Source organism: Limnohabitans sp. TS-CS-82 (genome assembly GCF_002943475.1).
The window spans coordinates 292,261-313,060 of record NZ_PTQX01000004.1; the positions used below are offsets into that span (position 1 = coordinate 292,261).

Below are 20,800 nucleotides of genomic sequence, written 5' to 3' on the forward strand. Positions count from 1 at the left end.
TGCTTCGCTTCGTCAGCAGAGTTCAAGGTGATTACTTCGCAGTATCAGTGGCGACGGCTGCCGCAGATTGATTAGAAAAACCCCACACATAAGCAGTCAACACATGGATTTGCGAGGGCGTCAAACGACCTTCTTGCGCAGGCATTTGATTGACCTTACCCGCATTGATCATGGCCGTGATCGCTTCTTCGCCCCAGCCATGCAACCAGATCTTGTCGCTCAAATTGGCAGCGCCCAAGGCTTGGTTGCCTTTGCCATCCATGCCGTGACAGGCGGCACAAGCACCAAACTTCGACTTGCCCAGAGCAGCACGCACGGAATCGTGTGGACTGCCAGACAGACTCAACACATAGTGAGACACATTGCGGATGTCATCTGGTGAACCCACAGCGGCCGCCATGGGAGGCATTTGACCAATACGACCTTTGGTCAAGGTTTCTTTGATCTTGTCGGGTGTGCCGCCATGCAGCCAATCACCATCGGTCAAGTTCGGAAAGCCTTTGGAGCCATGTGCATCAGAGCCGTGGCACTGGGCGCAGTTGTTCATGAACAAACGCTCACCGACGGCCATGGCTTTCGGGTCTTTCGACAGTTGCTCGGGCGTTTGTGCGTCAAACGCTGCATACAAGGGCTGCAAATCTGCATTGGCTTTGGCCACTTCAGCGTCGTACTGGCCCTGCGATGTCCAACCCAACTTACCCACATAGCTGCCTAACGTGGGGTATGCCACGCTATACACCGCTGCAAACACAATGGTGATGATGAACAGCCACAACCACCAACGTGGCAGGGGGTTGTTCATTTCGCGCAAATCGCCATCCCACACATGGCCGGTGGTGCCGTCTTCGGTTTGATGTGCAGACACTTTGACCTGTGCGGAAAACCACAACAAGAAAGCGCAATACAACACGCCAATGATCGAAATAGCGGCCACAAAGACCGACCAAAAACTACTTGTGAAATCACTCATGATTCGATTCCTTTACAGAGCGCCTAACGGCACTCAGTCCTGATCGAGGGGCAACTTAGAGGCCTCCTCGAAATCTTCTTTGTTGCGCTTGGAGTAAGCCCAAACGATGATGCCAATAAAGACGGCAAATGAGATCACCGTGGTGGCCGCGCGCAGATCGTTCACGTCCATGGTGTGCTCCTTATTTCAAGGCCAAGCCCAGCACTTGCAGATACGAGATCACGGCGTCCATTTCGGATTTGCCCTTCACGTCTTCTGCCGCTTTGGCGATCTCTTCATCCGAGTAAGGCACGCCCACCGTGCGCAAGGCTTTCATGTGCACGGGCATTTCTGCGGCGTCCACCATGTTCTTGTTCAACCAAGGGTATTCAGGCATGTTGGACTCAGGCACCAAATCACGTGGATTGTTCAAGTGCACACGGTGCCATTCATCGCTGTACTTACCACCCACACGCGCCAAATCAGGACCTGTGCGCTTGCTGCCCCATTGGAAGGGGTGGTCATACACCGACTCGCCTGCCACTGAATAGTGGCCGTAGCGCAATGTTTCAGCACGGAACGGACGAATCATTTGCGAGTGGCAGTTGTAGCAACCTTCACGCACATAAATGTCACGGCCCGCCAATTGCAACGCGGTGTAAGGCTTGACGCCTGTCACCGGCTCGGTGGTCGATTTTTGGAAGAACAAAGGCACGATTTCAACCAAGCCGCCAATGGCGACCGAAATCAAAATCAGCACGATCATCAAGAAGTTGTTGGTCTCCACACGGGCGTGGGAGAAACCTTTGGAATTGTTGTCAGACATGTGGTTCTCCTCAGTCGTGGGCAGGTGCAGGAATAGCGACGCTGACCGTGTTGCCGTTCAAAGCCGTTTTGATCACGTTCCAGAGCATGATCAACATGCCAGCCAAGTACAACAAGCCACCCAACATACGGATCACATAGAACGGGTAAGTCGCTTTGACGGATTCCACAAAGGTGTAGGTCAACGTACCGTCTGCATTGATGGCGCGCCACATCAGGCCTTGCATCACACCGGCAATCCACATCGCAGCGATGTAGAGCACGATGCCGATGGTGGCCATCCAGAAATGGACCTCAATCGCCTTCTTGCTGAACATCTCTTTTTGACCGAACAACTTAGGAATCAAATAGTAGATAGAGCCCATCGACACCAAACCCACCCAACCTAAAGCGCCCGAGTGCACATGGCCCACGGTCCAATCTGTGTAGTGCGACAAAGCATTGACGGTCTTGATCGCCATCATGGGGCCTTCGAAGGTGGACATGCCGTAGAACGACAAAGACACGATCAAGAAACGCAAGATAGGGTCATCGCGCAGTTTGTGCCAAGCGCCAGACAAAGTCATGATGCCGTTGATCATGCCGCCCCAGCTAGGTGCCAACAACACGAGCGAGAAAACCATGCCCAAAGACTGTGTCCAATCAGGCAACGCGGTGTAGTGCAGGTGGTGAGGACCCGCCCACATGTACGTGAAGATCAAAGCCCAGAAGTGAACGATCGACAAGCGATACGAGTACACAGGGCGACCTGCTTGCTTAGGAATGAAGTAATACATCATGCCCAAGAAGCCAGCCGTCAAGAAGAAGCCCACCGCATTGTGGCCGTACCACCATTGAATCATGGCGTCTTGCGCACCCGCGTAAGCCGAGTACGACTTCATCCAGCCAGCAGGAATTGCCGCGCTGTTGACGATGTGCAACAACGCCACCGCAATGATGAAGGCACCGTAAAACCAGTTGGCCACGTAAATATGCTTGACCTTGCGCGTGCCGACAGTGCCAAAGAACACCACCGCATACGAGACCCAAACCACCGCAATCAGCAAGTCAATCGGCCATTCGAGTTCGGCATATTCCTTACCCTGAGTGAAGCCCATGGGCAAGCTGATGGCCGCGGCCACGATGACCAATTGCCAACCCCAAAAGGTGAAGGCCGCCAACTTAGGCAAGAACAACGTGGTGTGACAAGTGCGCTGCACCACGTAGTAGCTGGTGGCAAACAGGGCACTGCCGCCAAACGCAAAGATCACGGCGTTGGTGTGCAAGGGACGCAAGCGGCCATAGCTCAGCCAAGGAATGCCAAAGTTCAGTTCGGGCCAAGCGAGTTGTGAGGCAATGATCACCCCCACCAACATGCCAACCACGCCCCAAACCACCGCCATGATGGAAAACTGCCGTACAACGCTATCGCTGTAAACGGCCTGCTGTGATGAGTTCATCGGTCACCTTTCATTTTTTATCAGTATCACCAAAACCGCAGAGCTGGGTATTGATGCAAATCAATCGTCGCGAAGAATACGCTCGCCTTCTTGCTCCACGCCTTCAAATTGGCCTTGATGGATGGCCCACCAGAGTCCACCCAAGATGCACAAGACCAAAATCACCGACAAAGGGATTAACAAATACAAAATGTCCATCAAAACCCTTTCGTGAGCCTTAAAGCGTTCAAAACAACCCAAAGCGAACTCAGGGCCATCCCCAAACCTGCCAGCCATGCGGGCAAAAACCCAAGCGCGGCGAGTGGCACACACACCGCGTTGTACAACGCAGCCCAAGCCAAGTTTTGTTTCACGACCCGCAACATGTGACGCGCCAACTTGACACTGCGTGCCACAACCAGCAGGCTGCCGCCCATCAAGACCAAATCTGACTTCGACTGCGCCAAAGGCACCGCATTGCCAAACGCCATGGAAACATGTGCCCCCGCCAACACCGGTCCGTCATTGAGCCCGTCACCGACCATCGCCACCTGCGCACCTCGGGCTTGCGCCTCTTGCATGCGGGCCAATTTGTCTTGCGGTGAACACGCGCCCACAGCATGCGAAATACCCACACTCTGCGCCACACGTTGTACAGCCTCAACTTGATCGCCTGACAACAACCACACCGTCATGCCCAAGGCCTGAAGTTCTTGTATGGTTTGTGCCGCATCATCGCGCACATCTTCTGACAATTGCCAACTGGCCATCCATGCGTCTTCGTCGCACAAGTGTACTTGGCAAGCTCGCGCGTATTCGGGTATTCCCTTGGTCTTGGGCGCACAAAACGAGGCTGACCCCAATTTGAAGGTATGCCCAACGCCACCTTGCAGACCTTGCCCCATCACTTCGCGCACATCGCCCACGTTGGGCGAAGCTGCAATGCCCACGTCATGCTGAGCTGCCACCAAAGCACGCGACAAAGGATGCACCGAATGCTGTGCCAAAGCAACGGCAGTTGCGAGCGCCTGTTCTGGCGTTGTGCCGTCGGCCGTCCAAACTTGGGTGATGCGCTGACCGTCACGCGTCAAGGTGCCGGTCTTGTCAAAAATCAAGGTGTCAATCTTGGCCAATGACTCCAAGGCCTGCATGCGTCGCACCAGCACGCCGTGACGCGCCAAGGTACCCGCTGCAGCCAACATGGCCGCAGGCGTGGCCAAAGACAAGGCGCATGGACACGTCACCACCAACACCGCCACCGCCACCATCAGCGCGTGGCTCGGGTTGCTTGGCCACCAGGCCACCGCTGCCAGCGTGGCCATGACCAAAACACCGATTAAAAATGGCTTGGCCACTCGGTCGGCAAGTTGCGCCAAACGCGGTTTTTGCAGCGAGGCATCTTCCATCAAGGCCACAATTTTGGAGAACTGCGTGCCCTCCCCCACTTGGGTCACGCGCACCATCACCGTCGCGGTCAAGTTATGGCTACCGGCCACCACGGTGTCACTGACAGCGCGAGACTGTGGGCGAGACTCGCCCGTGAGCAGGGCCTCGTCCGCCAAGGTTTGGCCTTGCAAGACGATGCCATCCGCAGGGAAACTTTCACCAGCCAACACACGAATCACATCGTTCACCAACACGCGACGCACCGCAACACGCTCAAAGCTGCCATTGGCTTGTTGACGCTCCACGCTGTCGGGCAGGCGGTTCATCAAAACTTCAAGCGCGCCCGCGGTGCGATCACGCAGGCGCAACTCCAGCCAGCGGCCGGTCAACAGGAAAAACACAAACATGGTCAACGAGTCGTAATACACCTCGCCACCAAACATGCCGTTAGGCTCGAACGTGGCCGCAGAACTCAGTGCAAACGTGATCACCATGCCCAAAGCGACTGGAAAGTCCATGCTGATGCGACGCTGGCGAATATCCCTCAAGGCATTGCTGAAAAACGGCCCGCATGAAAAAAGCACCACCGGCAAGGTCAACACCCACGATGCCCAGCGCAACAAAAACACCATGTCTGGCGTGATGTCACCCTCACCTGACACATAGGCCGGATAGGCATACATCATCACTTGCATCATGCAAAAACCAGCCACCAACCAACGCCACAAGGCGCGCCGCGTTTCAAGTTGCCGCGCTTGGCGCAAGGTGCTGTCAGCCGCAGGCAAAGCACCGTAGCCGGCTTTGGCAATGGCCGCCATCCACACCGACGGTGAGACAAGCGCTTCCGACCAGACAATCTTTGCGCGGTGCGTCGTGGCATTGACCTCTGCCGACTGCACGCCAGGCACCGCCAACAAAGCATCTTCAATCGCAAAAGAACAAGCGGCGCAGTGCATGCCTTGAATCACGACATGCGAGTCCCACACTTGGGCAGCGGTTTGAAGTGATGTGGACGCGTGGGCTTGACTAAAACGTAACCACTCGTGGCGGTCATCCAACAAATGGGCCGTCGATGAATCTGAATGCATATATGCTGTAGCCTAGCGCGTCCATCTTGCTTAAGCTTGACTTACGTCAAGACACAGCAAAACCCAAGCGCTAAGCTGAACTTGTTCATAACTTAGGAGTCACTGATGTACACACGAATTTTGGTCGCCACCGACGGATCCACGTTGTCAAAAAAAGCCATCACCAGCGCTATTGCCTTGGCCGCCTTGAGTGGCGCTGAGTTGGTCGCTGTCAAAGTGACGCCGCGTTACCCACAAAGTTATTTCGAAGGCTCTTTGCCACTGAACCCTACCGAAGTCGCAAAAATTGAAAAGCAGTGGGCCGATGACGCACAAAAAATGCTCGACACCGTGGTCAAAGCGGGCAAGGCCAAAGGCGTGAGCGTCAAGCCTGTAGTGGTGAAATCCGACATCGTGTCAGACGCCATCATCGCCACGGCTAAAAAGCAAAAAGCCGACTTGATCGTGATGGCCTCGCACGGCCGCCGCGGCATCAAGCGCTTGTTGTTGGGCAGCGAAACCAACCAAGTGCTGACACACGCCAGCGTGCCTGTGTTGGTCTTGCGCTAAACCTTCGCGATCAGGCGGTGATGCGTGACTTGGCCGCTTGGTACTCACGCTTCAAACGTGCCACCAACTCGGCAGCCGGCACCACTGCTTTGATCGCGCCAATGCCTTGACCGCAGCCCCAGATGTCTTTCCAGGCTTTTTTGGCATCCCCACCAAAATTCATTTTGCTGGGGTCACTCTCTGGCAAGTTCTCGGGGTCCAAGCCGGCGTTGCGGATGGACGGGGCCAAGTAATTGCCGTGCACGCCGGTGAACAAGTTGCTCAACACAATGTCGTCTGAGGTGCTGTCAACCACGGCTTGTTTGTAGTCCTCTGCCGCACGGGCCTCTTCTGTCGCAATGAACGCAGAACCGATGTAGGCGAAATCTGCCCCCATGGCTTGCGCAGCCAACACGGCGCCGCCCGTGGCAATGGAGCCGCTCAGCGCGACAGGGCCGTCGAACCACTCGCGAATCTCTTGAATCAAAGCAAATGGGCTTTTCACGCCAGCATGTCCGCCCGCGCCGGAGGCCACGGCAATCAGGCCATCGGCGCCCTTCTCGATCGCTTTTTTCGCAAACTTGTTGTTGATCACGTCGTGCATCACGATGCCGCCATAGCTGTGCGCCGCCTCGTTCACATCTTCACGCGCACCCAACGAGGTGATGATGATCGGCACTTTGTACTTCACACACAAGGCCATGTCGTGCTCTAAGCGGTCGTTGCTTTTGTGCACGATTTGATTGATCGCAAAAGGCGCAGCCGGTTGGTCTGGATGCTCACGGTTGTGCGCAGCCAAGGCCTCGGTGATTTCGATCAACCACTCTTCAAGTTGTTCTGCAGGACGCGCATTCAGCGCCGGCATAGAACCAACAACACCCGCTTTGCACTGCGCAATCACCAACTTGGGGTTGCTGATGATGAACAAGGGCGAAGCGATGACGGGGAATTTGAGCTGCTGAAATACTGCTGGCAATTGAGACATGTCGTGGACTTTCAAAGATGAAGGGAACGCAGATCAGGGGAGGTGAAGTAAAAACGTGAGGGGGTTTAAAAAGCGTCTAAAGCCAACTCAGTCACGCTGTCCGCACCTTCCACGATGCTGTCACGCATGCCTGGCACTTTGGTCAGGATGTGGTCCGCGTAAAAACGTGCCGTGGTGATTTTGGCTTGCATGAAGACCGCCTCTTCGCCTTTGGCCAACTGCGCTTCAGCGACCAACAAAGCACGCGCCATTTGCCAACCGGCCACCAAGTTGCCGGTGAGCATGAGGTAAGGCACGCTGCCAGCAAACACAGCATTGGGACTGGTTTTGGCACCCGACACCACAAAATCGACCACGTTCAAGAAAGCTTCGCGAGCCGCTTGCAAACGGGCAGCAACGGACTTGGCATTGGCACTGCCGCTGTTCAGAAGATCAGCTTCTGTCTTCGCGATTTGTGCCGCAATGCCTTTGGCCGTTTGGCCACCATCGCGACCAGTTTTGCGGCCCACCAAGTCATTCGCCTGAATGGCCGTGGTGCCTTCGTAGATGGTCAAAATCTTGGCGTCACGGTAGTACTGCGCCGCACCGGTTTCTTCGATGAAGCCCATGCCGCCGTGCACTTGCACGCCCAAGCTGGTGACTTCCAAACTCATCTCGGTGCTGAAGCCTTTGACCAAGGGCACCAAAAATTCGTAGAAAGCCAAGTTTTCTTTGCGCGCCTCAGCATCGGGGTGATGGTGCGATGCGTCGTACGCGGCGGCAGCCACAGAGGCCATCGCACGGCAGCCTTCGGTGTAGGCGCGCATGGTCATCAACATACGGCGAACGTCGGGGTGGTGAATGATGGGCGCGCTGGTCTTCATGCTGCCGTCCACAGGGCGGCTTTGCACGCGGTCGCGCGAGAAAGTCACAGCCTTTTGGTACGCACGCTCGGCAATAGAAATGCCTTGCACGCCCACGGCGTAACGCGCCGCGTTCATCATGATGAACATGTACTCCAAGCCACGGTTTTCTTCGCCAACGAGGAAACCAATCGCACCGCCGTGGTCGCCATACTGCAACACCGCTGTAGGGCTGGCTTTGATGCCCATCTTGTGCTCGATGCTCACGCAGTGCACATCGTTGCGTGCGCCCAATGAGCCATCTTTGTTCACCATAAATTTGGGCACCACAAACAAACTGATGCCCTTTACGCCTTCAGGGGCGCCTTGCACACGCGCCAGCACGAGGTGGACGATGTTCTCGGCCATGTCGTGTTCGCCGTAGGTGATGAAAATCTTGGTGCCAAAGACCTTGTAAGTGCCATCTGCCAAAGGCTCAGCACGGGTGCGCACCGCCGCCAAATCAGAGCCAGCTTGTGGCTCCGTCAAGTTCATGGTGCCGGTCCACTCGCCGGAGATGAGCTTCTCAAGGTAGGTGGCTTTGAGGTCGTCAGAGCCTGCGGTCAACAAAGCTTCAATCGCGCCGTCGGTCAACATGGGGCACAAAGCAAAACTCATGTTGGCCGAGTTGAGCATTTCGCCGCAAGCCGCGCCGATGGTTTTGGGTAAGCCTTGGCCACCGAATTCTGCAGGGTGCTGCAGGCTTTGCCAGCCGCCTTCGGTGAATTGGGCGTAGGCCTCTTTGAAACCAGGCGTGGTGGTGACGTTGCCATCTTTGAAGAACGAAGGGTTCTTGTCGCCCTCCCAGTTCAAAGGCACCAGCACCGACTCGTTCAACTTGGCGCACTCTTCCAGCACAGCTTGCGCAGTTTCTAAACCGGCATCTTCAAAACTGGGCAGTTGGGCGATCTGGTCGAGTCCGGCCAGGTGCTGCATGTTGAACAACATGTCTTTGACGGGGGCGATGTAGCTCACGGTGAGTCTCCAAAAATCAAGGCAAACAAGAAAAAAGGCACCCCGCAGAGTGCCTTTTGAACAACAGGCTTAAAGCGCCGAAACCAACTCTGGCACAGCCGTGAAGAGATCAGCCTCCAAGCCGAAATCGGCCACTGAGAAGATCGGGGCTTCAGGGTCTTTGTTGATCGCCACGATCACTTTGCTGTCTTTCATACCGGCCAAATGCTGAATGGCGCCGCTGATACCGCAGGCGACATACAACTGAGGCGCCACGATCTTGCCGGTTTGCCCCACTTGCCAGTCGTTGGGGGCATAGCCCGCATCGACCGCAGCGCGGCTGGCACCCATCGCAGCACCGAGCTTGTCGGCCAAGGGCGTCATGACTTCGGCGAACTTTTCAGCAGAGCCCAAAGCACGACCACCTGACACGATGATCTTGGCGGCTGTCAATTCAGGACGGTCGCTCTTGGTGACTTCGCGGCCCACAAAACTGCTCTTGCCAGAATCGGCCACAGCGGCCACGCTCTCCACAGCGGCCGAGCCACCGGAGGCGGCAGCGGCATCAAAGCCCGTGGTACGCACGGTGATGACTTTGACGGCATCCAAAGATTGCACCGTCGCCATGGCGTTGCCGGCATAGATGGGGCGCTCAAACGTGTCGGCGCTGTCAACGCGGGTGATGTCGCTGATTTGCGCGACATCCAATTTGGCCGCCACGCGTGGGGCCACGTTTTTGCCGCCTGCGGTGGCAGGGAACAGCAAGTGGCTGTAACCCGCGGCCACGGCCAGCACTTGGGCGGCCACGTTTTCGGCCAAGCCGTCAGCCAAGGTGGCGCCATCGGCGTGCAGCACTTTGGTAACGCCTGCAATTTGTGCAGCGGCAGCGGCGGCGGCGGCGGCGTTGAGCCCCGCCACCAACACATGCACTTCACCGCCCAAAGCGGCAGCAGCGGTCACGGTGTTGAGGGTGGAAGGCTTGATGGAAGCGTTGTCGTGTTCAGCAATCACGAGAGATGTCATGGTGTTTCTCCTGCGTAGTTCTAATTAGATGACTTTGGCGACGTTTTTGAGCTTGTCGACCAAGGTGGCCACATCGGGCACTTTGATACCAGCGCTGCGCTTGGGTGGCTCGCTGACCTTCAAGGTCTTGATGCGCGAGGTCACGTCGACGCCGAGGTCTTCGGGCTTGAACACATCGAGTTGCTTTTTCTTGGCCTTCATGATGTTGGGCAAGGTCACATAGCGTGGCTCGTTCAAGCGCAGATCGGTGGTGATGACCGCAGGCAAGCTGACCGAGAGGGTTTCCAAACCGCCGTCAACTTCACGGGTCACGCTGGCTTTGCCATCGGCCACTTCGACTTTGGAAGCGAACGTGGCTTGAGGCAAGTCTGCCAAAGCGGCCAACATTTGGCCCGTTTGGTTGCAGTCGTCGTCAATCGCTTGCTTGCCCAAGATCACCAAACCGGGCTGCTCTTTGTCCACCAGTGCTTTGAGCAACTTGGCCACGGCCAAGGGCTGCAATTCTTCAGCGGTTTCCACCAAAATGCCGCGGTCCGCACCGATGGCCATGGCTGTGCGCAAGGTTTCTTGGCATTGGGTCACACCGCAAGACACGGCGATGACCTCGGTCACCACGCCCTTTTCTTTCAGGCGAACCGCTTCTTCGATGGCAATTTCATCAAAAGGGTTCATGCTCATTTTGACGTTGGCGATGTCCACGCCCGAGTTGTCCGACTTGACACGAACCTTCACGTTGTAGTCCACAACGCGTTTGACAGCGACCAATACCTTCATGGCAAAAGCTCCAAGTTTTAAGTGAAAACAGATTGACGTTTACGTAAACGTCACATTGTAGGGTTTAGGAACGGGATTTTTTAGAACGACCGTGCTTTTTTGGCTATTGTGCACAAAAAATTGAGGCCTCAAGACCGAAGCACCACTTCCTGTGGCGACTTCACCAACAGCACACCCGCACCACGCAGCGCAGCGAGCGCGGCAATGTTGACGCCGGAGCGTGCTGAAGATTGGCCATTGGCGGGGTCATCCATCCAAAAATTGAGGGTGAAGCGCAACCCTTGCGGCGCCACTTCGGCCAACAAAGTCACGGGCACAGGCTCGGGCATGACGCGCGGCGCGCTCAAAGCAGCGCCGACCAACAAGGCTTGCACTTGCGCCACATCGCTTTCCAAGCCCACCCAAAACGTGCAAGTTTGGAGCATGTTGGAACTCTCTAAAGAGAGGTTTTCCACGCGTTGCGTGATCAGCAGTTCGTTGGGCACCACCGACTCACTGCCGTTGTTGGCGCGCACCAAGGTGTAACGGGTTTTGATGTCGGTCACACGCCCCTCAAAGCCATCCACGCGCACGTAATCGCCAATGCGCAAGGAACGCTCTAACAAAATCACAAAACCGCTGACGTAGTTGGCGGCCAACTTTTGCAAGCCAAAACCAATACCCACGCCCAACGCACCACCCAAAACCGACAGCGCGGTCAAGTCAACGCCTAGAGAAGACAGCGCAAACAACGCGCCAATCACCAACAAAATGGCGCGCAAGGCATTGGAGGCCACGCGGCGCATCGACAAATCAGACACGGCGCGATTCAACAACCGATTTTCAATGGCCGCAGACAGCCACAAACTGAGCACCAGCACAAAGCTCGACGTCATCACCACATCGATGACGTGCATCACGCTGATGCGCGTCTTGCCCAAAGTAAAGGTGAGGCTATCTAGCTCCTCGATGGCGGGTGCCAGCAGCCCTGTGATCCACAACACCGCCAAGCCCCACGCCAACCAAGACACCACACGTTCAATAGCCCGTGCGCCTTGAGAAGCCGGAAAAACGGCAGTCAACACACGCGCAATTAACCGGATGATGACCAGCGACACCAAGATGGGCAGCACCACTTTGAGCACCGGCACATGTTGCACTTTGAGAAGCCCAAGCTTCAAGCCGAAGGTGAACACCAGCGACAGCGTGGGAAACAACAAACCGTCCACCACACGACGGCCAAACAGAATCGAGCCTCGTGCCGACGCACCTCGCCCCAAGCCCCAGCTGATCAACCAAGCGACGCCTAAGCACGCCAACAAGCCCAGCAGCTCCAACACGATGGCTGGGCTTTGTAAGTCCAGCCACAACTCTTGCAAATCACTCATGAAGATCCGTTTTCATCAAATATCAGCCAAAACACGCAAATGGGCTTCCACGCTGCGGCTCAGGGCGCTCAAGTCATAGCCACCCTCCAAACAAGACACGATGCGACCTTGGGCATGACGCAAAGCGATTTGACGCACACGGTGGGTGATCCAGCTGTAATCTTGCTCGGTCAAGCCCAGTTGGCCCATGTCGTCTTCGCGGTGGGCGTCAAACCCAGCGCTGATGAAAATCATCTCGGGCTTGAACTCTTCCAAGCGTGGCACCCAATACGTTTCAATCAGCTCACGCACATCCATGCCTTTGGTGTAGGCCGGCACGGGAATGTTGACCATGTTCTCAGCTGGATTTTCTGCCCCGGTGTAAGGGTAGAAAGGATGCTGAAAAAAGCTCACCATCAGCACGCGGTCGTCGCCCGCCAAGATGTCTTCGGTGCCGTTGCCGTGGTGCACGTCAAAGTCGACCACGGCCACGCGCTTCAAGCCGTGACGCTCCAGCGCATATTTCGCCGCAATTGCCACGTTGTTGAAAAAGCAAAAACCCATGGCTTGCTTGCGGGTGGCGTGGTGCCCAGGCGGGCGCACGGCGCAAAACGCGTTTTCGAGCTCACCAGCCAGCACGGCATCGGTGGCCGCAATGGCCGCACCTGCCGAGCTGAGCGCGGCTTTCCAAGTGTGCGCATTGATGGCGGTGTCGGCATCTAAGTGCGAATAAGCGGGGCCACCGGCTTCGATGTCTTCTTGCAAGCGGTCGCTGGTGCCACGCAAGGCCGCGATGTACATGCGGTCGTGGGCCAACTCAATGTCTGCCAAGGGGGCTTCGGGGGCTTGCAGTTGCGTGAGGCCTAAATCCACCCCGCTGATCAGGAGGCGGTCTTGGATCGCGCTCAAGCGATCAGGGCATTCAGGATGGCCAGCGCCCATCTCGTGCAACCAACATTCGGGATGGGTGTAATAACCAGTTTTACGCATCGTGTGTGTCTCGATTTCTCTCCGACTCAGCTTACCATGCAGGCCTTGCATTTAGCCCTTGGCAAACCCGCGTGACCTTCTCTACCCTGCGTACTTTTACCTGCGTTGCACTCCTTGCAACCCTCTTGGCAACCACCGCTCACGCGGCCCACCATGCCACCTCCAAACATGCGGGCAAAGCCACGCCGCGCCCTACCCAACACAAAGCCGTTCAAAAAGCCAAAGTCAACGGCCCCAGCTATGGCCTCACACCGCAAGTGACCGGCTTGGCTGACGAATTGGCTCAACAACACGCCTTGCCGGTCGCGTGGGTGCGCCAGCAACTCAGCGAAGCACGTCGCTTGAATGGCGTGCCGCAACTGGTGTTGCCACCTCCCGTCAGCGTGCCTAAAAATTGGCGGGCCTACCGCGAGCGCTTCATTGAACCCAGACGCATCGACGCTGGCGTTCAGTTTTGGCAAACCTACCGCAGCGCCCTCACGCGAGCCGAGCAGACTTATGGCGTGCCTGCCGAAATGGTGGTGGGCATCATTGGGGTAGAAACGTTTTACGGTCAAAACATGGGCAACTACCGCGTGCTCGATGCCTTGACCACCTTGACCCTCGACTTCCCCGCCGCGCACCCACGCGCCGCCGAACGACAAGCGTTTTTCAAATCGGAGTTGGGCCATTTTTTGGTGCAACTGCGCCAGCAATCGCGTAACGGCAACACCGCCCCCATCACCGGCAGCTTTGCGGGCGCCATGGGCTGGCCCCAATTCATGCCATCGAGCATCCACAAATTTGCGGTGGACTTTGATGGCGATGGCACCATCGACCTGCGCAACAGCCCCATCGATGCCATTGGCTCGGTGGCCAACTATTTCAAAGCCTTTGGCTGGCAAACCGGCATGCCCACGCACTACCCCGTGCGCTTTGACGAAACCCGCCTCGACAAACCCACCCTGCTCGCCCCCGACATCGTGCCCTCGTTCAGCGTCAGCAGCTTCTTGGCCAAAGGCGCGTTGCTCGATGGTGACGCGATACAGCACGCAGGGCCTTTGGCCTTGGTCGAAGTGTTCAACGGGGACGATGCGCCCAGCTACGTGGCGGGCACCGAAAACTTCTACGTGGTGACGCGCTACAACTGGAGCAGTTATTACGCGCTGGCAGTGATTGAGTTGGGGCAAGCAGTCAAAGCGGCGCTGCCCAATGCGGGTAACGCCACCAGCGCGGCGCGTTGAAGCAAGTCCTGAGCAGAACTGCCACCATGAACCCGTTGAACCCCAAAAAACTGCACCTGACCAAATGGACAGCAGTCACACCTGTGGCCAAACAAAAGCATTTCTTGGTCAGCCGAGTGATTCAACCCGAGTTGCCCACCGACCCCATTGAGTCGGTAGAAATTGAAGCCGTTTTTTCGAAGGCCACGCAGATCATTCCGTGGCGCGATTTACAAGACGACAGCGTTTGGCTGCAAGGTTGGGTTTGACCGAGCGCTGTGATCAGTCTTTGGGCAACTGACGCTGTTCGTGGACTTCACGCACCACGACGTCTTCCACCACATCCACTTTGAGCGCCTTGCTCTGAGCGTGTCCATGCGCTTCATGCCATTGCCCATCGCTGGTACGCGACCAACTGGACCAGCTTGAGCCCTGCCCCGACTGCATGCCTTTGCGCATCGCTTTGATCTGTTGCCACATCATCAGCACTTGCGGCTTTTGCCCCGTCACGAGCCAACGCAAACTGGCAAATGCCACATACAAGGCCAACCAGCACAACACACCGACGGCAAACAAAACGGCGAATGCCATGCCAATCAGCGCGAAGATCAAACGGGTGAAAAATGCCATGGTTTGATATTACTGCGCCAAAGCCCACTGCACATGCTCACGCACCACCTCACTCGCATGCGTGAGATGCGTTTGCAATGCTTGTCGCAAAGCGCCATCGTCAGACTGACTTAGCGCATTGCCAGCAGCCACGGCTAGGTTACGCACCCAACGCGCATGGCCAATGCGGCGAATCGGGCTGCCCTCGGTGTAGCGCAAAAACTCGTCTTCGGTCCACGTTAACAAGCGGGCGATGTCTTGCCCCACCAGCCCAGAGCGTGCGTCAAAGTCGGGCAGGCTGGAGGTTTGGGCAAACTTGTTCCAAGGGCAAATCAACTGGCAGTCGTCGCAGCCGTAAATGTGGTTGCCCATCAAGGGGCGCAGGGCTTCGTCAATGGCACCCGCGTGCTCAATCGTCAAATACGAAATGCAGCGCCGCGCATCCACCACGCCCGGCGCCACGATGGCTTGGGTGGGGCACACGTCTATGCACGCGGTGCATTGGCCGCAATGCGCGCTGGTGGGCTCGGAGGCCGGCAGGGCCATGTTGAGAAAAATCTCGCCCAAGAAAAACATCGAGCCCGCCTCGCGGTTGAGCACCAAGGTGTGTTTGCCGCGCCAGCCTTGCCCGCTGCGGGCGGCCAACTCGGCCTCCAAAACAGGTGCCGAATCGGTGAAGGCACGGTATTGAAACCCCTCGTCACCCAGCTCGTCACAAAGCGTTGCGGCATGCGTGGTCATGTGTGCGTCAATCTGACGCGCCAAGGTGTCTAAGCGCTGGCGCAACACCTTGTGGTAATCGCGCCCTCGTGCGTAGACCGACACCACCGCCTCATGTGGCTCGCGCAATCGCTGCCACTCTCGATCTTGCCAATCGGGCGGGGTATCGCGTGGTAAATAATTCATGCGTGCGGTCAGCACGCTCAAAGTGCCCGGCACCAACTCGGCAGGACGGGCGCGCTTCATGCCGTGGCGGGCCATGTAGTCCATCTCGCCATGGAAATTTTGAGCCAACCACGCTTGCAAATGCGGCTCGGCAGACGACAAATCCAAAGGCGCCACCGCAATTTGGGAAAATCCTAGGGATTTCCCCAAATTTTGTATTTCCGATAGCAATAATTGGTGATAACTGGACAACCGACATCCTTGAAGAATTCCGCCATTGTAAAAACCCTTGCCTGGCCCGATGAAGCCGCCACCGCTGCCTTTGCACAACAGCTGGCAGCCGCCTTGACGCGCGCGCCCGAAGGGCTGCACGCCTGCATCACCTTGCATGGCGACTTGGGGGCGGGCAAGACCACGTTTGTGCGCCACCTCTTGCGGGCACTCGGCGTGCAAGGCCGCATCAAGAGCCCCACGTACGCGGTGGTTGAGCCTTACCAAGTGGATGCAGGCCACATTTGGCATTTTGACTTTTACCGATTCAGCGACCCACGCGAGTGGGAAGACGCCGGTTTTCGCGACATCTTCGCCAGCCCAGGACTCACGCTATGCGAGTGGCCACAAAACGCACAAGGCGTCATGCCCACGCCCGATTTGGATTTGCACATTCAGGTCAGTGACGACGAACAACGCAGCGTCACCTTGGAAGCCAACACCCCTCGCGGACAGGCCCTCTTGGCATGAGCAAACCCTTGCACCGACGCACCTTGCTCAAAGGCGGCACCCTCGCCCTGCTGCTGGGCAGGGCCGACATTGCGCTGGGCGCCACCATCGTGGCCGTGCGTGTATGGCCCGCTGCCGACTACACCCGCGTGACGATTGAGAGCGACACCGCCCTCAAAACGACGCCGCTGTTTGTGGCCAACCCACCCCGCTTGGCGGTGGACATTGACGGCATTGAACTCAACCCCGCGTTGCGCGAATTGGTCGGCAAAGTGCGCTCGGATGACCCCTACATCACCGGCGTTCGCGTGGGCCAATACACCCCCACCACGGTGCGCTTGGTGCTGGACTTGCGACAAATGGTGCAGCCCCAGGTGTTCAACCTGCAACCCGTCAGCGTGGGCGGCGCGCGCTACCAACACCGACTGGTGCTGGACCTCTACCCCACCAAAGTGGCCGATCCGCTGGAAGCGCTGATCGTGGACCGACTCAACGGCACGCACACCCACGTACCCTCCATGACGGCCACGCCCTCTGTCTCGGCCTCGACCTTGGGCACCCCCTCTGACCCTTTGGGGGATTTGATGGCCAGCCAAAACCGACAACCCCAGCCCTTGGCTGCGCAGACGCCCGCCGCCAGCGCATCGGGCACGTCAGCGCCGTTCACATCGGCAGCGTCGGTCGCGAACAACACCGACAAAGGCGGCGAGCGTTTCATCATCGTGGCGCTCGACCCAGGACACGGCGGCGAAGACCCAGGCGCGATTGGCCCACGCGGCACCAAAGAAAAAGACGTGGTGCTGCAAATTGCCCATCGCATGCGCGAGCGCATCAACAACACCGTCATCAAAACCAAGTACGGCAATTTGCCCATGCGCGCCTACCTCACGCGCGACGCCGACTTCTTTGTGCCCTTGCAAGTGCGCGTCGATAAAGCACGACGCGTACAGGCCGATTTGTTTGTCAGCCTGCACGCCGATGCGTTTTTGACGCCACAAGCCAAAGGCGCCAGCGTGTTCGCGCTCAGTCAAGGCGCCGCCTCCAGCGCGGCCGCACGTTGGATGGCCACCCAAGAAAACCGCGCCGACTTGGTGGGCGGACTGAACATCAAAACCCAAGATGCCACCGTGCAACGCGCCCTGTTGGACATGAGCACCACCGCTCAAATCAACGACAGCCTCAAACTCGGCAGCGAAATGCTGGGACAAATTCGACGCATTGGCAAACTGCACAAACCACAAGTCGAGCAAGCCGGTTTTGCGGTTCTCAAAGCCCCCGACATTCCCAGCGTCTTGGTCGAAACCGCCTTCATCAGCAACCCCGACGAAGAAGCCCGCTTGACCAGCGAGAGTTACCAAAACGAACTCGCCAACGCATTGATGAAAAGCATCGAGCGCTACTTCTCACGCAACCCGCCGCTGGCACGCACGCGCAACACCTGAAACGCAGATGACTTCGTCGCACTTGGCTTACTTCAATCACGCAGGCGCATCGTTGATGTCCGACGCCGTGGTCAACACCATGACATCGCATTTGCAACTGGAAAGTCGCATTGGCGGCTACGCAGCAGCAATGCAAATGCAAACTTCACTGGACCGTATTTACAGCAATGCCGCTGCGCTACTAGGCTGTGACGCAGATGAAGTAGCGCTGACGGACAGCCATTCGAGGGGTTGGCGCGACGTGCTGTCTTGTCTGCAGTTTTCGCAAGGCGACCGCATTTTGGTAGCCCGCAGCGAATGGGGCGGCAACTACGCCGCACTCACGCACATGGCCCAACGCAGCGGTGCCTCACTCGAAGTTATCCCCACCACGGACACGGGTGAGGTGTGCTTGGACGCTCTGGCCCGCATGATGGATCACCGCGTTCGCTTAGTGTCCCTAACTTGGTTGCCCGCCAATGGTGGACTTATACAACCAGCGGCACACGTAGGCGCATTGACTCGCGCAGCAGGTGTACCGTTCTTTCTCGATGCGTCGCAGGCGATGGGACAGCTGCCCATTGATGTGCGCACGCTGGAGTGCGACGTGCTCACCGCGCCTGGACGCAAGTGGTTACGCGGGCCGCGTGGCACTGGTTTGCTGTATATCCGACGGGCTTTTCTCTCGACGCTGACACCACCCGTCGTGGACCACTTCACCGCGCCTTTTTTACACGGCGGCTACACACTGCGTGACGATGCACGCCGGTTTGAAACCTCCGAAGCATGCATCGCCGCACGCCTGGGACTAGGGCAAGCGCTTGAAGATGTGCTCGCTTTGGGCATTGACCGCATTAAGCAAGACATCTTTACAAAAAGCCAAAGCATTCGACAAGCGTTGTCTGGCATCGCTGGCGTGCAATTGCACGATCTGGGTGTTCATCAGTCTGGCTTGTTGTCATTCACGTTCGATCGCTGCACAGCCAAAACGGCGCAAGCACGGCTCAATGCAAAGGGTATTGAAGTCGCTTTGAACGGCATAGCTTTCACGCCTCTCGACATGCAAGCCCGAGGCCTCACAGACATTCTTCGCGCGAGTGCGCACACCACAACAACACAGACCGACATCGCGCGCTTCATCGATGCGGCCTCACAGATCGCTGCTAGCGTTTAAATACCTCATGACTCCCTTACAGCCCACGCACCAACCTCGCAACCCCTTGCACGGGATGACCTTGGAAAAAATCATCACCGAACTGGCTGACCATTACGGCTGGGAAGATCTAGGCCAGCGCATTGCCATTCGGTGCTTCACACACGACCCAAGCGTGGGCTCCAGTCTCAAGTTTTTGCGCAAAACACCTTGGGCGCGTGAGAAAGTGGAAAGCCTGTATTTGTTCATGCTGCGCGATATACGGCGCGAAGAATCTCAAAACAACTCAAATTAAAACTTAATTTTGATATTAATAGTTATTCATACAAATGAATAAGCAAATTCAAGGCGTATCTGCTGTAATAAATCATTCATTATCGTGATACATTGATATTACTGCCCACAGAATATATTCAAGATACCGTGTCCCACAGACAACGTTTTGCCATCATCGTGATCACATCGATCAGCTATTACTTGCTGTACCGATTGAATATGACCTTGTTTGGCTCTTTGAATTTTTCTCACCGCGTCGATTGGATATTTTTACCCAGCGGTTTGCGACTGGCATTTGTCTTGTTATTTCTCGCAGACGGTGCCATTGGCATCGCTTTAGCGTCCACGCTGATCACCTATTTGTTTTATTTCGACGGCAGCTACACGTCCATGCTGTTGAACGGGTCCATGGCCGGCATCGCCCCTTATTTGGCGCGGCACGTTGCCATTCATCATTTGCAGTTGGACGAGAATTTAAAAAATCTCAAAGCCATTGGCATATTAAAAATATCTGTTTTATTCGCTTTTATCAGCGCCTTGGTCCATCAGCTCTGGTATTTCTGGAACGGAAAAACAGATGACTTCATTGCCAGCGCTTTGGTGATGATGGTGGGCGATTTATCAGGCACCTTGATTGTGTTGTTCGTCCTCAAAATCATGGTGCCTAAATTCAATCTGTCCAATAAAAACGTCTGACTCACGCCTGCCCCACGCCTTTACAGCGCTTGGCGTGAAGCTTTCCAAGAGCCATAAATGGCCAAAGCGCCTGGAATCAAAATCATGGACCAAATGATTTTGTCGAGATGCAACTTCACCCAAGGAATGTTGCCAAAGAAATAACCCGCTGTGACGATGCCGCCCACCCACAAAGCACCGCCCGCCACATCAAAAAAACTGAACTTACGACGCGACATTTGCGCCACACCCGCCACAAACGGCGCAAACGTGCGCACAAAAGGCATAAAACGGGCAGCCACCAAAGTCACGCCGCCATAACGCTCGTAAAACGCATGGGCTTGGTCAAAAGCGCGACGGTTGAAAAATTTGGAGTCTTCCCACGCAAAAACCTTGGGGCCAAAGAAGCGGCCAATCGTGTAGTTGGTTTGGTTACCCGCCACCGCCGCGGTGAGTAGCAGCGCGACTGACAAACCATAGTCCATCAAGCCCACGCCGCACATCGCCCCGACAACGAACAACAGCGAGTCGCCCGGCAGAAATGGCATGACCACCAAGCCTGTCTCCACAAAGATGATGAGAAACAGAAGGGCATACACCCAAACGCCGTAGGCTTGCACGAAGCCCTCGATGTAGCGGTCGATGTGCAAAATGAAGTCGAGCAAGAGTGTGATGGGTTCCATAGGCTTGATTATCCCTGCCTCTAAAATCG

At 56.5% G+C, this 20,800-nt stretch carries 23 protein-coding genes; 8 read left to right on the plus strand and 15 right to left on the minus strand.

Annotated features, from left to right (window positions below):
• Positions 1-31: 31 nt before the first annotated feature.
• Genes ccoP through C5F52_RS11290 form a run of 6 tightly spaced genes read right to left on the minus strand, consistent with a single transcriptional unit; the run spans position 32 to position 5,666 of the window.
• Positions 32-970 carry a cytochrome-c oxidase, cbb3-type subunit III gene (gene ccoP, locus C5F52_RS11265; RefSeq protein WP_104798441.1) on the minus strand — a complete coding sequence of 313 codons (939 nt, stop codon included), beginning with the start codon at positions 968-970 and terminating at the stop codon, positions 32-34.
• 33 nt (positions 971-1,003) lie between these two features.
• A complete protein-coding gene (locus C5F52_RS11270) occupies positions 1,004-1,141 on the minus strand; it encodes a cbb3-type cytochrome c oxidase subunit 3 (RefSeq protein ID WP_104798442.1) in 138 nt (45 codons plus the stop codon).
• A 10-nt stretch (positions 1,142-1,151) separates the two neighbouring features.
• Positions 1,152-1,775, minus strand: coding sequence for a cytochrome-c oxidase, cbb3-type subunit II (ccoO, locus tag C5F52_RS11275; RefSeq protein ID WP_104798443.1), 624 nt, complete (start codon positions 1,773-1,775; stop codon positions 1,152-1,154).
• A gap of 10 nt (positions 1,776-1,785) precedes the next feature.
• Positions 1,786-3,213, minus strand: a complete 1,428-nt coding sequence (gene ccoN / locus C5F52_RS11280) for a cytochrome-c oxidase, cbb3-type subunit I (protein ID WP_104798444.1) — start codon at positions 3,211-3,213, stop codon at positions 1,786-1,788.
• A gap of 60 nt (positions 3,214-3,273) precedes the next feature.
• On the minus strand, positions 3,274-3,411 hold the full coding sequence (gene ccoS, locus C5F52_RS11285) for a cbb3-type cytochrome oxidase assembly protein CcoS (RefSeq protein ID WP_104798445.1): 138 nt from the start codon (positions 3,409-3,411) through the stop codon (positions 3,274-3,276).
• On the minus strand, positions 3,411-5,666 hold the full coding sequence (locus C5F52_RS11290) for a cation-translocating P-type ATPase (protein WP_104798446.1): 2,256 nt from the start codon (positions 5,664-5,666) through the stop codon (positions 3,411-3,413). Before C5F52_RS11290 ends, ccoS begins: the two co-directional genes overlap by 1 nt.
• Positions 5,667-5,771: 105 nt before the next feature.
• On the opposite strand from C5F52_RS11290, the gene C5F52_RS11295 reads away from it, so the two are divergent.
• On the plus strand, positions 5,772-6,215 hold the full coding sequence (locus C5F52_RS11295; protein WP_104798447.1) for a universal stress protein: 444 nt from the start codon (positions 5,772-5,774) through the stop codon (positions 6,213-6,215).
• Positions 6,216-6,225: 10 nt separating this feature from the next.
• Here C5F52_RS11295 and C5F52_RS11300 read toward each other — a convergent pair whose 3' ends face one another.
• The 6 genes from C5F52_RS11300 to C5F52_RS11325 form a co-directional block, all read right to left on the minus strand.
• On the minus strand, positions 6,226-7,179 hold the full coding sequence (locus C5F52_RS11300; protein WP_104798448.1) for a nitronate monooxygenase family protein: 954 nt from the start codon (positions 7,177-7,179) through the stop codon (positions 6,226-6,228).
• 65 nt (positions 7,180-7,244) lie between these two features.
• A complete protein-coding gene (locus C5F52_RS11305) occupies positions 7,245-9,035 on the minus strand; it encodes an acyl-CoA dehydrogenase (protein ID WP_104798449.1) in 1,791 nt (596 codons plus the stop codon).
• 69 nt (positions 9,036-9,104) lie between these two features.
• Complete coding sequence (locus tag C5F52_RS11310) at positions 9,105-10,037, minus strand: electron transfer flavoprotein subunit alpha/FixB family protein (protein WP_104798450.1); 933 nt, start codon at positions 10,035-10,037, stop codon at positions 9,105-9,107.
• 24 nt (positions 10,038-10,061) lie between these two features.
• The gene (locus tag C5F52_RS11315) at positions 10,062-10,811 is read right to left on the minus strand and encodes an electron transfer flavoprotein subunit beta/FixA family protein (RefSeq protein ID WP_104798451.1); all 750 of its coding nucleotides are present in this window, start codon (positions 10,809-10,811) and stop codon (positions 10,062-10,064) included.
• A gap of 128 nt (positions 10,812-10,939) precedes the next feature.
• Positions 10,940-12,178 carry a mechanosensitive ion channel family protein gene (locus C5F52_RS11320; protein ID WP_104798452.1) on the minus strand — a complete coding sequence of 413 codons (1,239 nt, stop codon included), beginning with the start codon at positions 12,176-12,178 and terminating at the stop codon, positions 10,940-10,942.
• Positions 12,179-12,193: 15 nt separating this feature from the next.
• Entirely contained in the window at positions 12,194-13,147 is a 954-nt protein-coding gene (locus tag C5F52_RS11325) for a histone deacetylase family protein (RefSeq protein WP_104798573.1), read from the minus strand.
• Between the two features lie 125 nt (positions 13,148-13,272).
• Here C5F52_RS11325 and mltB point away from each other — a divergent pair, with 125 nt between their 5' ends.
• Complete coding sequence (gene mltB, locus C5F52_RS11330) at positions 13,273-14,370, plus strand: lytic murein transglycosylase B (RefSeq protein ID WP_104798453.1); 1,098 nt, start codon at positions 13,273-13,275, stop codon at positions 14,368-14,370.
• A gap of 26 nt (positions 14,371-14,396) precedes the next feature.
• The gene (locus C5F52_RS11335) at positions 14,397-14,618 is read left to right on the plus strand and encodes a TIGR02450 family Trp-rich protein (RefSeq protein WP_104798454.1); all 222 of its coding nucleotides are present in this window, start codon (positions 14,397-14,399) and stop codon (positions 14,616-14,618) included.
• Between the two features lie 13 nt (positions 14,619-14,631).
• On the opposite strand, the gene C5F52_RS11340 is transcribed toward C5F52_RS11335, so the two are convergent.
• Together C5F52_RS11340 and queG are read right to left on the minus strand one after the other, a co-directional pair.
• Entirely contained in the window at positions 14,632-14,979 is a 348-nt protein-coding gene (locus tag C5F52_RS11340) for a hypothetical protein (RefSeq protein ID WP_104798455.1), read from the minus strand.
• A gap of 9 nt (positions 14,980-14,988) precedes the next feature.
• Positions 14,989-16,062, minus strand: coding sequence for a tRNA epoxyqueuosine(34) reductase QueG (queG, locus tag C5F52_RS11345; protein ID WP_104798574.1), 1,074 nt, complete (start codon positions 16,060-16,062; stop codon positions 14,989-14,991).
• Between the two features lie 42 nt (positions 16,063-16,104).
• Here queG and tsaE point away from each other — a divergent pair, with 42 nt between their 5' ends.
• The 5 genes from tsaE to C5F52_RS11370 all read left to right on the plus strand — a co-directional run bounded on the left by tsaE (position 16,105) and on the right by C5F52_RS11370 (position 20,109).
• Positions 16,105-16,584 carry a tRNA (adenosine(37)-N6)-threonylcarbamoyltransferase complex ATPase subunit type 1 TsaE gene (tsaE, locus tag C5F52_RS11350; protein ID WP_236657832.1) on the plus strand — a complete coding sequence of 160 codons (480 nt, stop codon included), beginning with the start codon at positions 16,105-16,107 and terminating at the stop codon, positions 16,582-16,584.
• Positions 16,581-18,005, plus strand: coding sequence for an N-acetylmuramoyl-L-alanine amidase (locus C5F52_RS11355; RefSeq protein WP_104798457.1), 1,425 nt, complete (start codon positions 16,581-16,583; stop codon positions 18,003-18,005). Before tsaE ends, C5F52_RS11355 begins: the two co-directional genes overlap by 4 nt.
• Positions 18,006-18,012: 7 nt before the next feature.
• Positions 18,013-19,158: an aminotransferase class V-fold PLP-dependent enzyme gene (locus C5F52_RS11360; RefSeq protein ID WP_104798458.1), complete on the plus strand. Its 1,146-nt coding sequence runs from the start codon at positions 18,013-18,015 to the stop codon at positions 19,156-19,158.
• A 7-nt stretch (positions 19,159-19,165) separates the two neighbouring features.
• Positions 19,166-19,432: a VF530 family DNA-binding protein gene (locus tag C5F52_RS11365; RefSeq protein WP_104798459.1), complete on the plus strand. Its 267-nt coding sequence runs from the start codon at positions 19,166-19,168 to the stop codon at positions 19,430-19,432.
• A gap of 128 nt (positions 19,433-19,560) precedes the next feature.
• Positions 19,561-20,109 carry a hypothetical protein gene (locus C5F52_RS11370; protein WP_104798460.1) on the plus strand — a complete coding sequence of 183 codons (549 nt, stop codon included), beginning with the start codon at positions 19,561-19,563 and terminating at the stop codon, positions 20,107-20,109.
• A 20-nt stretch (positions 20,110-20,129) separates the two neighbouring features.
• On the opposite strand, the gene C5F52_RS11375 is transcribed toward C5F52_RS11370, so the two are convergent.
• The gene (locus C5F52_RS11375) at positions 20,130-20,771 is read right to left on the minus strand and encodes a VTT domain-containing protein (protein ID WP_104798461.1); all 642 of its coding nucleotides are present in this window, start codon (positions 20,769-20,771) and stop codon (positions 20,130-20,132) included.
• Positions 20,772-20,800: the final 29 nt, after the last annotated feature.

Excerpts from the sequence above, each read along its gene's own strand:
- ccoP (WP_104798441.1), bottom strand. The coding sequence starts at position 970 with ATGAGTGATTTCACAAGTAGTTTTTGGTCGGTCTTTGTGGCCGCTATT.
- C5F52_RS11270 (WP_104798442.1), bottom strand. The coding sequence starts at position 1,141 with ATGGACGTGAACGATCTGCGCGCGGCCACCACGGTGATCTCATTTGCC.
- ccoO (WP_104798443.1), bottom strand. The coding sequence starts at position 1,775 with ATGTCTGACAACAATTCCAAAGGTTTCTCCCACGCCCGTGTGGAGACC.
- ccoN (WP_104798444.1), bottom strand. The coding sequence starts at position 3,213 with ATGAACTCATCACAGCAGGCCGTTTACAGCGATAGCGTTGTACGGCAG.
- ccoS (WP_104798445.1), bottom strand. The coding sequence starts at position 3,411 with ATGGACATTTTGTATTTGTTAATCCCTTTGTCGGTGATTTTGGTCTTG.
- C5F52_RS11290 (WP_104798446.1), bottom strand. The coding sequence starts at position 5,666 with ATGCATTCAGATTCATCGACGGCCCATTTGTTGGATGACCGCCACGAG.
- C5F52_RS11295 (WP_104798447.1), top strand. The coding sequence starts at position 5,772 with ATGTACACACGAATTTTGGTCGCCACCGACGGATCCACGTTGTCAAAA.
- C5F52_RS11300 (WP_104798448.1), bottom strand. The coding sequence starts at position 7,179 with ATGTCTCAATTGCCAGCAGTATTTCAGCAGCTCAAATTCCCCGTCATC.
- C5F52_RS11310 (WP_104798450.1), bottom strand. The coding sequence starts at position 10,037 with ATGACATCTCTCGTGATTGCTGAACACGACAACGCTTCCATCAAGCCT.
- C5F52_RS11315 (WP_104798451.1), bottom strand. The coding sequence starts at position 10,811 with ATGAAGGTATTGGTCGCTGTCAAACGCGTTGTGGACTACAACGTGAAG.
- C5F52_RS11320 (WP_104798452.1), bottom strand. The coding sequence starts at position 12,178 with ATGAGTGATTTGCAAGAGTTGTGGCTGGACTTACAAAGCCCAGCCATC.
- C5F52_RS11325 (WP_104798573.1), bottom strand. The coding sequence starts at position 13,147 with ATGCGTAAAACTGGTTATTACACCCATCCCGAATGTTGGTTGCACGAG.
- C5F52_RS11335 (WP_104798454.1), top strand. The coding sequence starts at position 14,397 with ATGAACCCGTTGAACCCCAAAAAACTGCACCTGACCAAATGGACAGCA.
- C5F52_RS11340 (WP_104798455.1), bottom strand. The coding sequence starts at position 14,979 with ATGGCATTTTTCACCCGTTTGATCTTCGCGCTGATTGGCATGGCATTC.
- C5F52_RS11355 (WP_104798457.1), top strand. The coding sequence starts at position 16,581 with ATGAGCAAACCCTTGCACCGACGCACCTTGCTCAAAGGCGGCACCCTC.
- C5F52_RS11360 (WP_104798458.1), top strand. The coding sequence starts at position 18,013 with ATGACTTCGTCGCACTTGGCTTACTTCAATCACGCAGGCGCATCGTTG.
- C5F52_RS11365 (WP_104798459.1), top strand. The coding sequence starts at position 19,166 with ATGACTCCCTTACAGCCCACGCACCAACCTCGCAACCCCTTGCACGGG.
- C5F52_RS11375 (WP_104798461.1), bottom strand. The coding sequence starts at position 20,771 with ATGGAACCCATCACACTCTTGCTCGACTTCATTTTGCACATCGACCGC.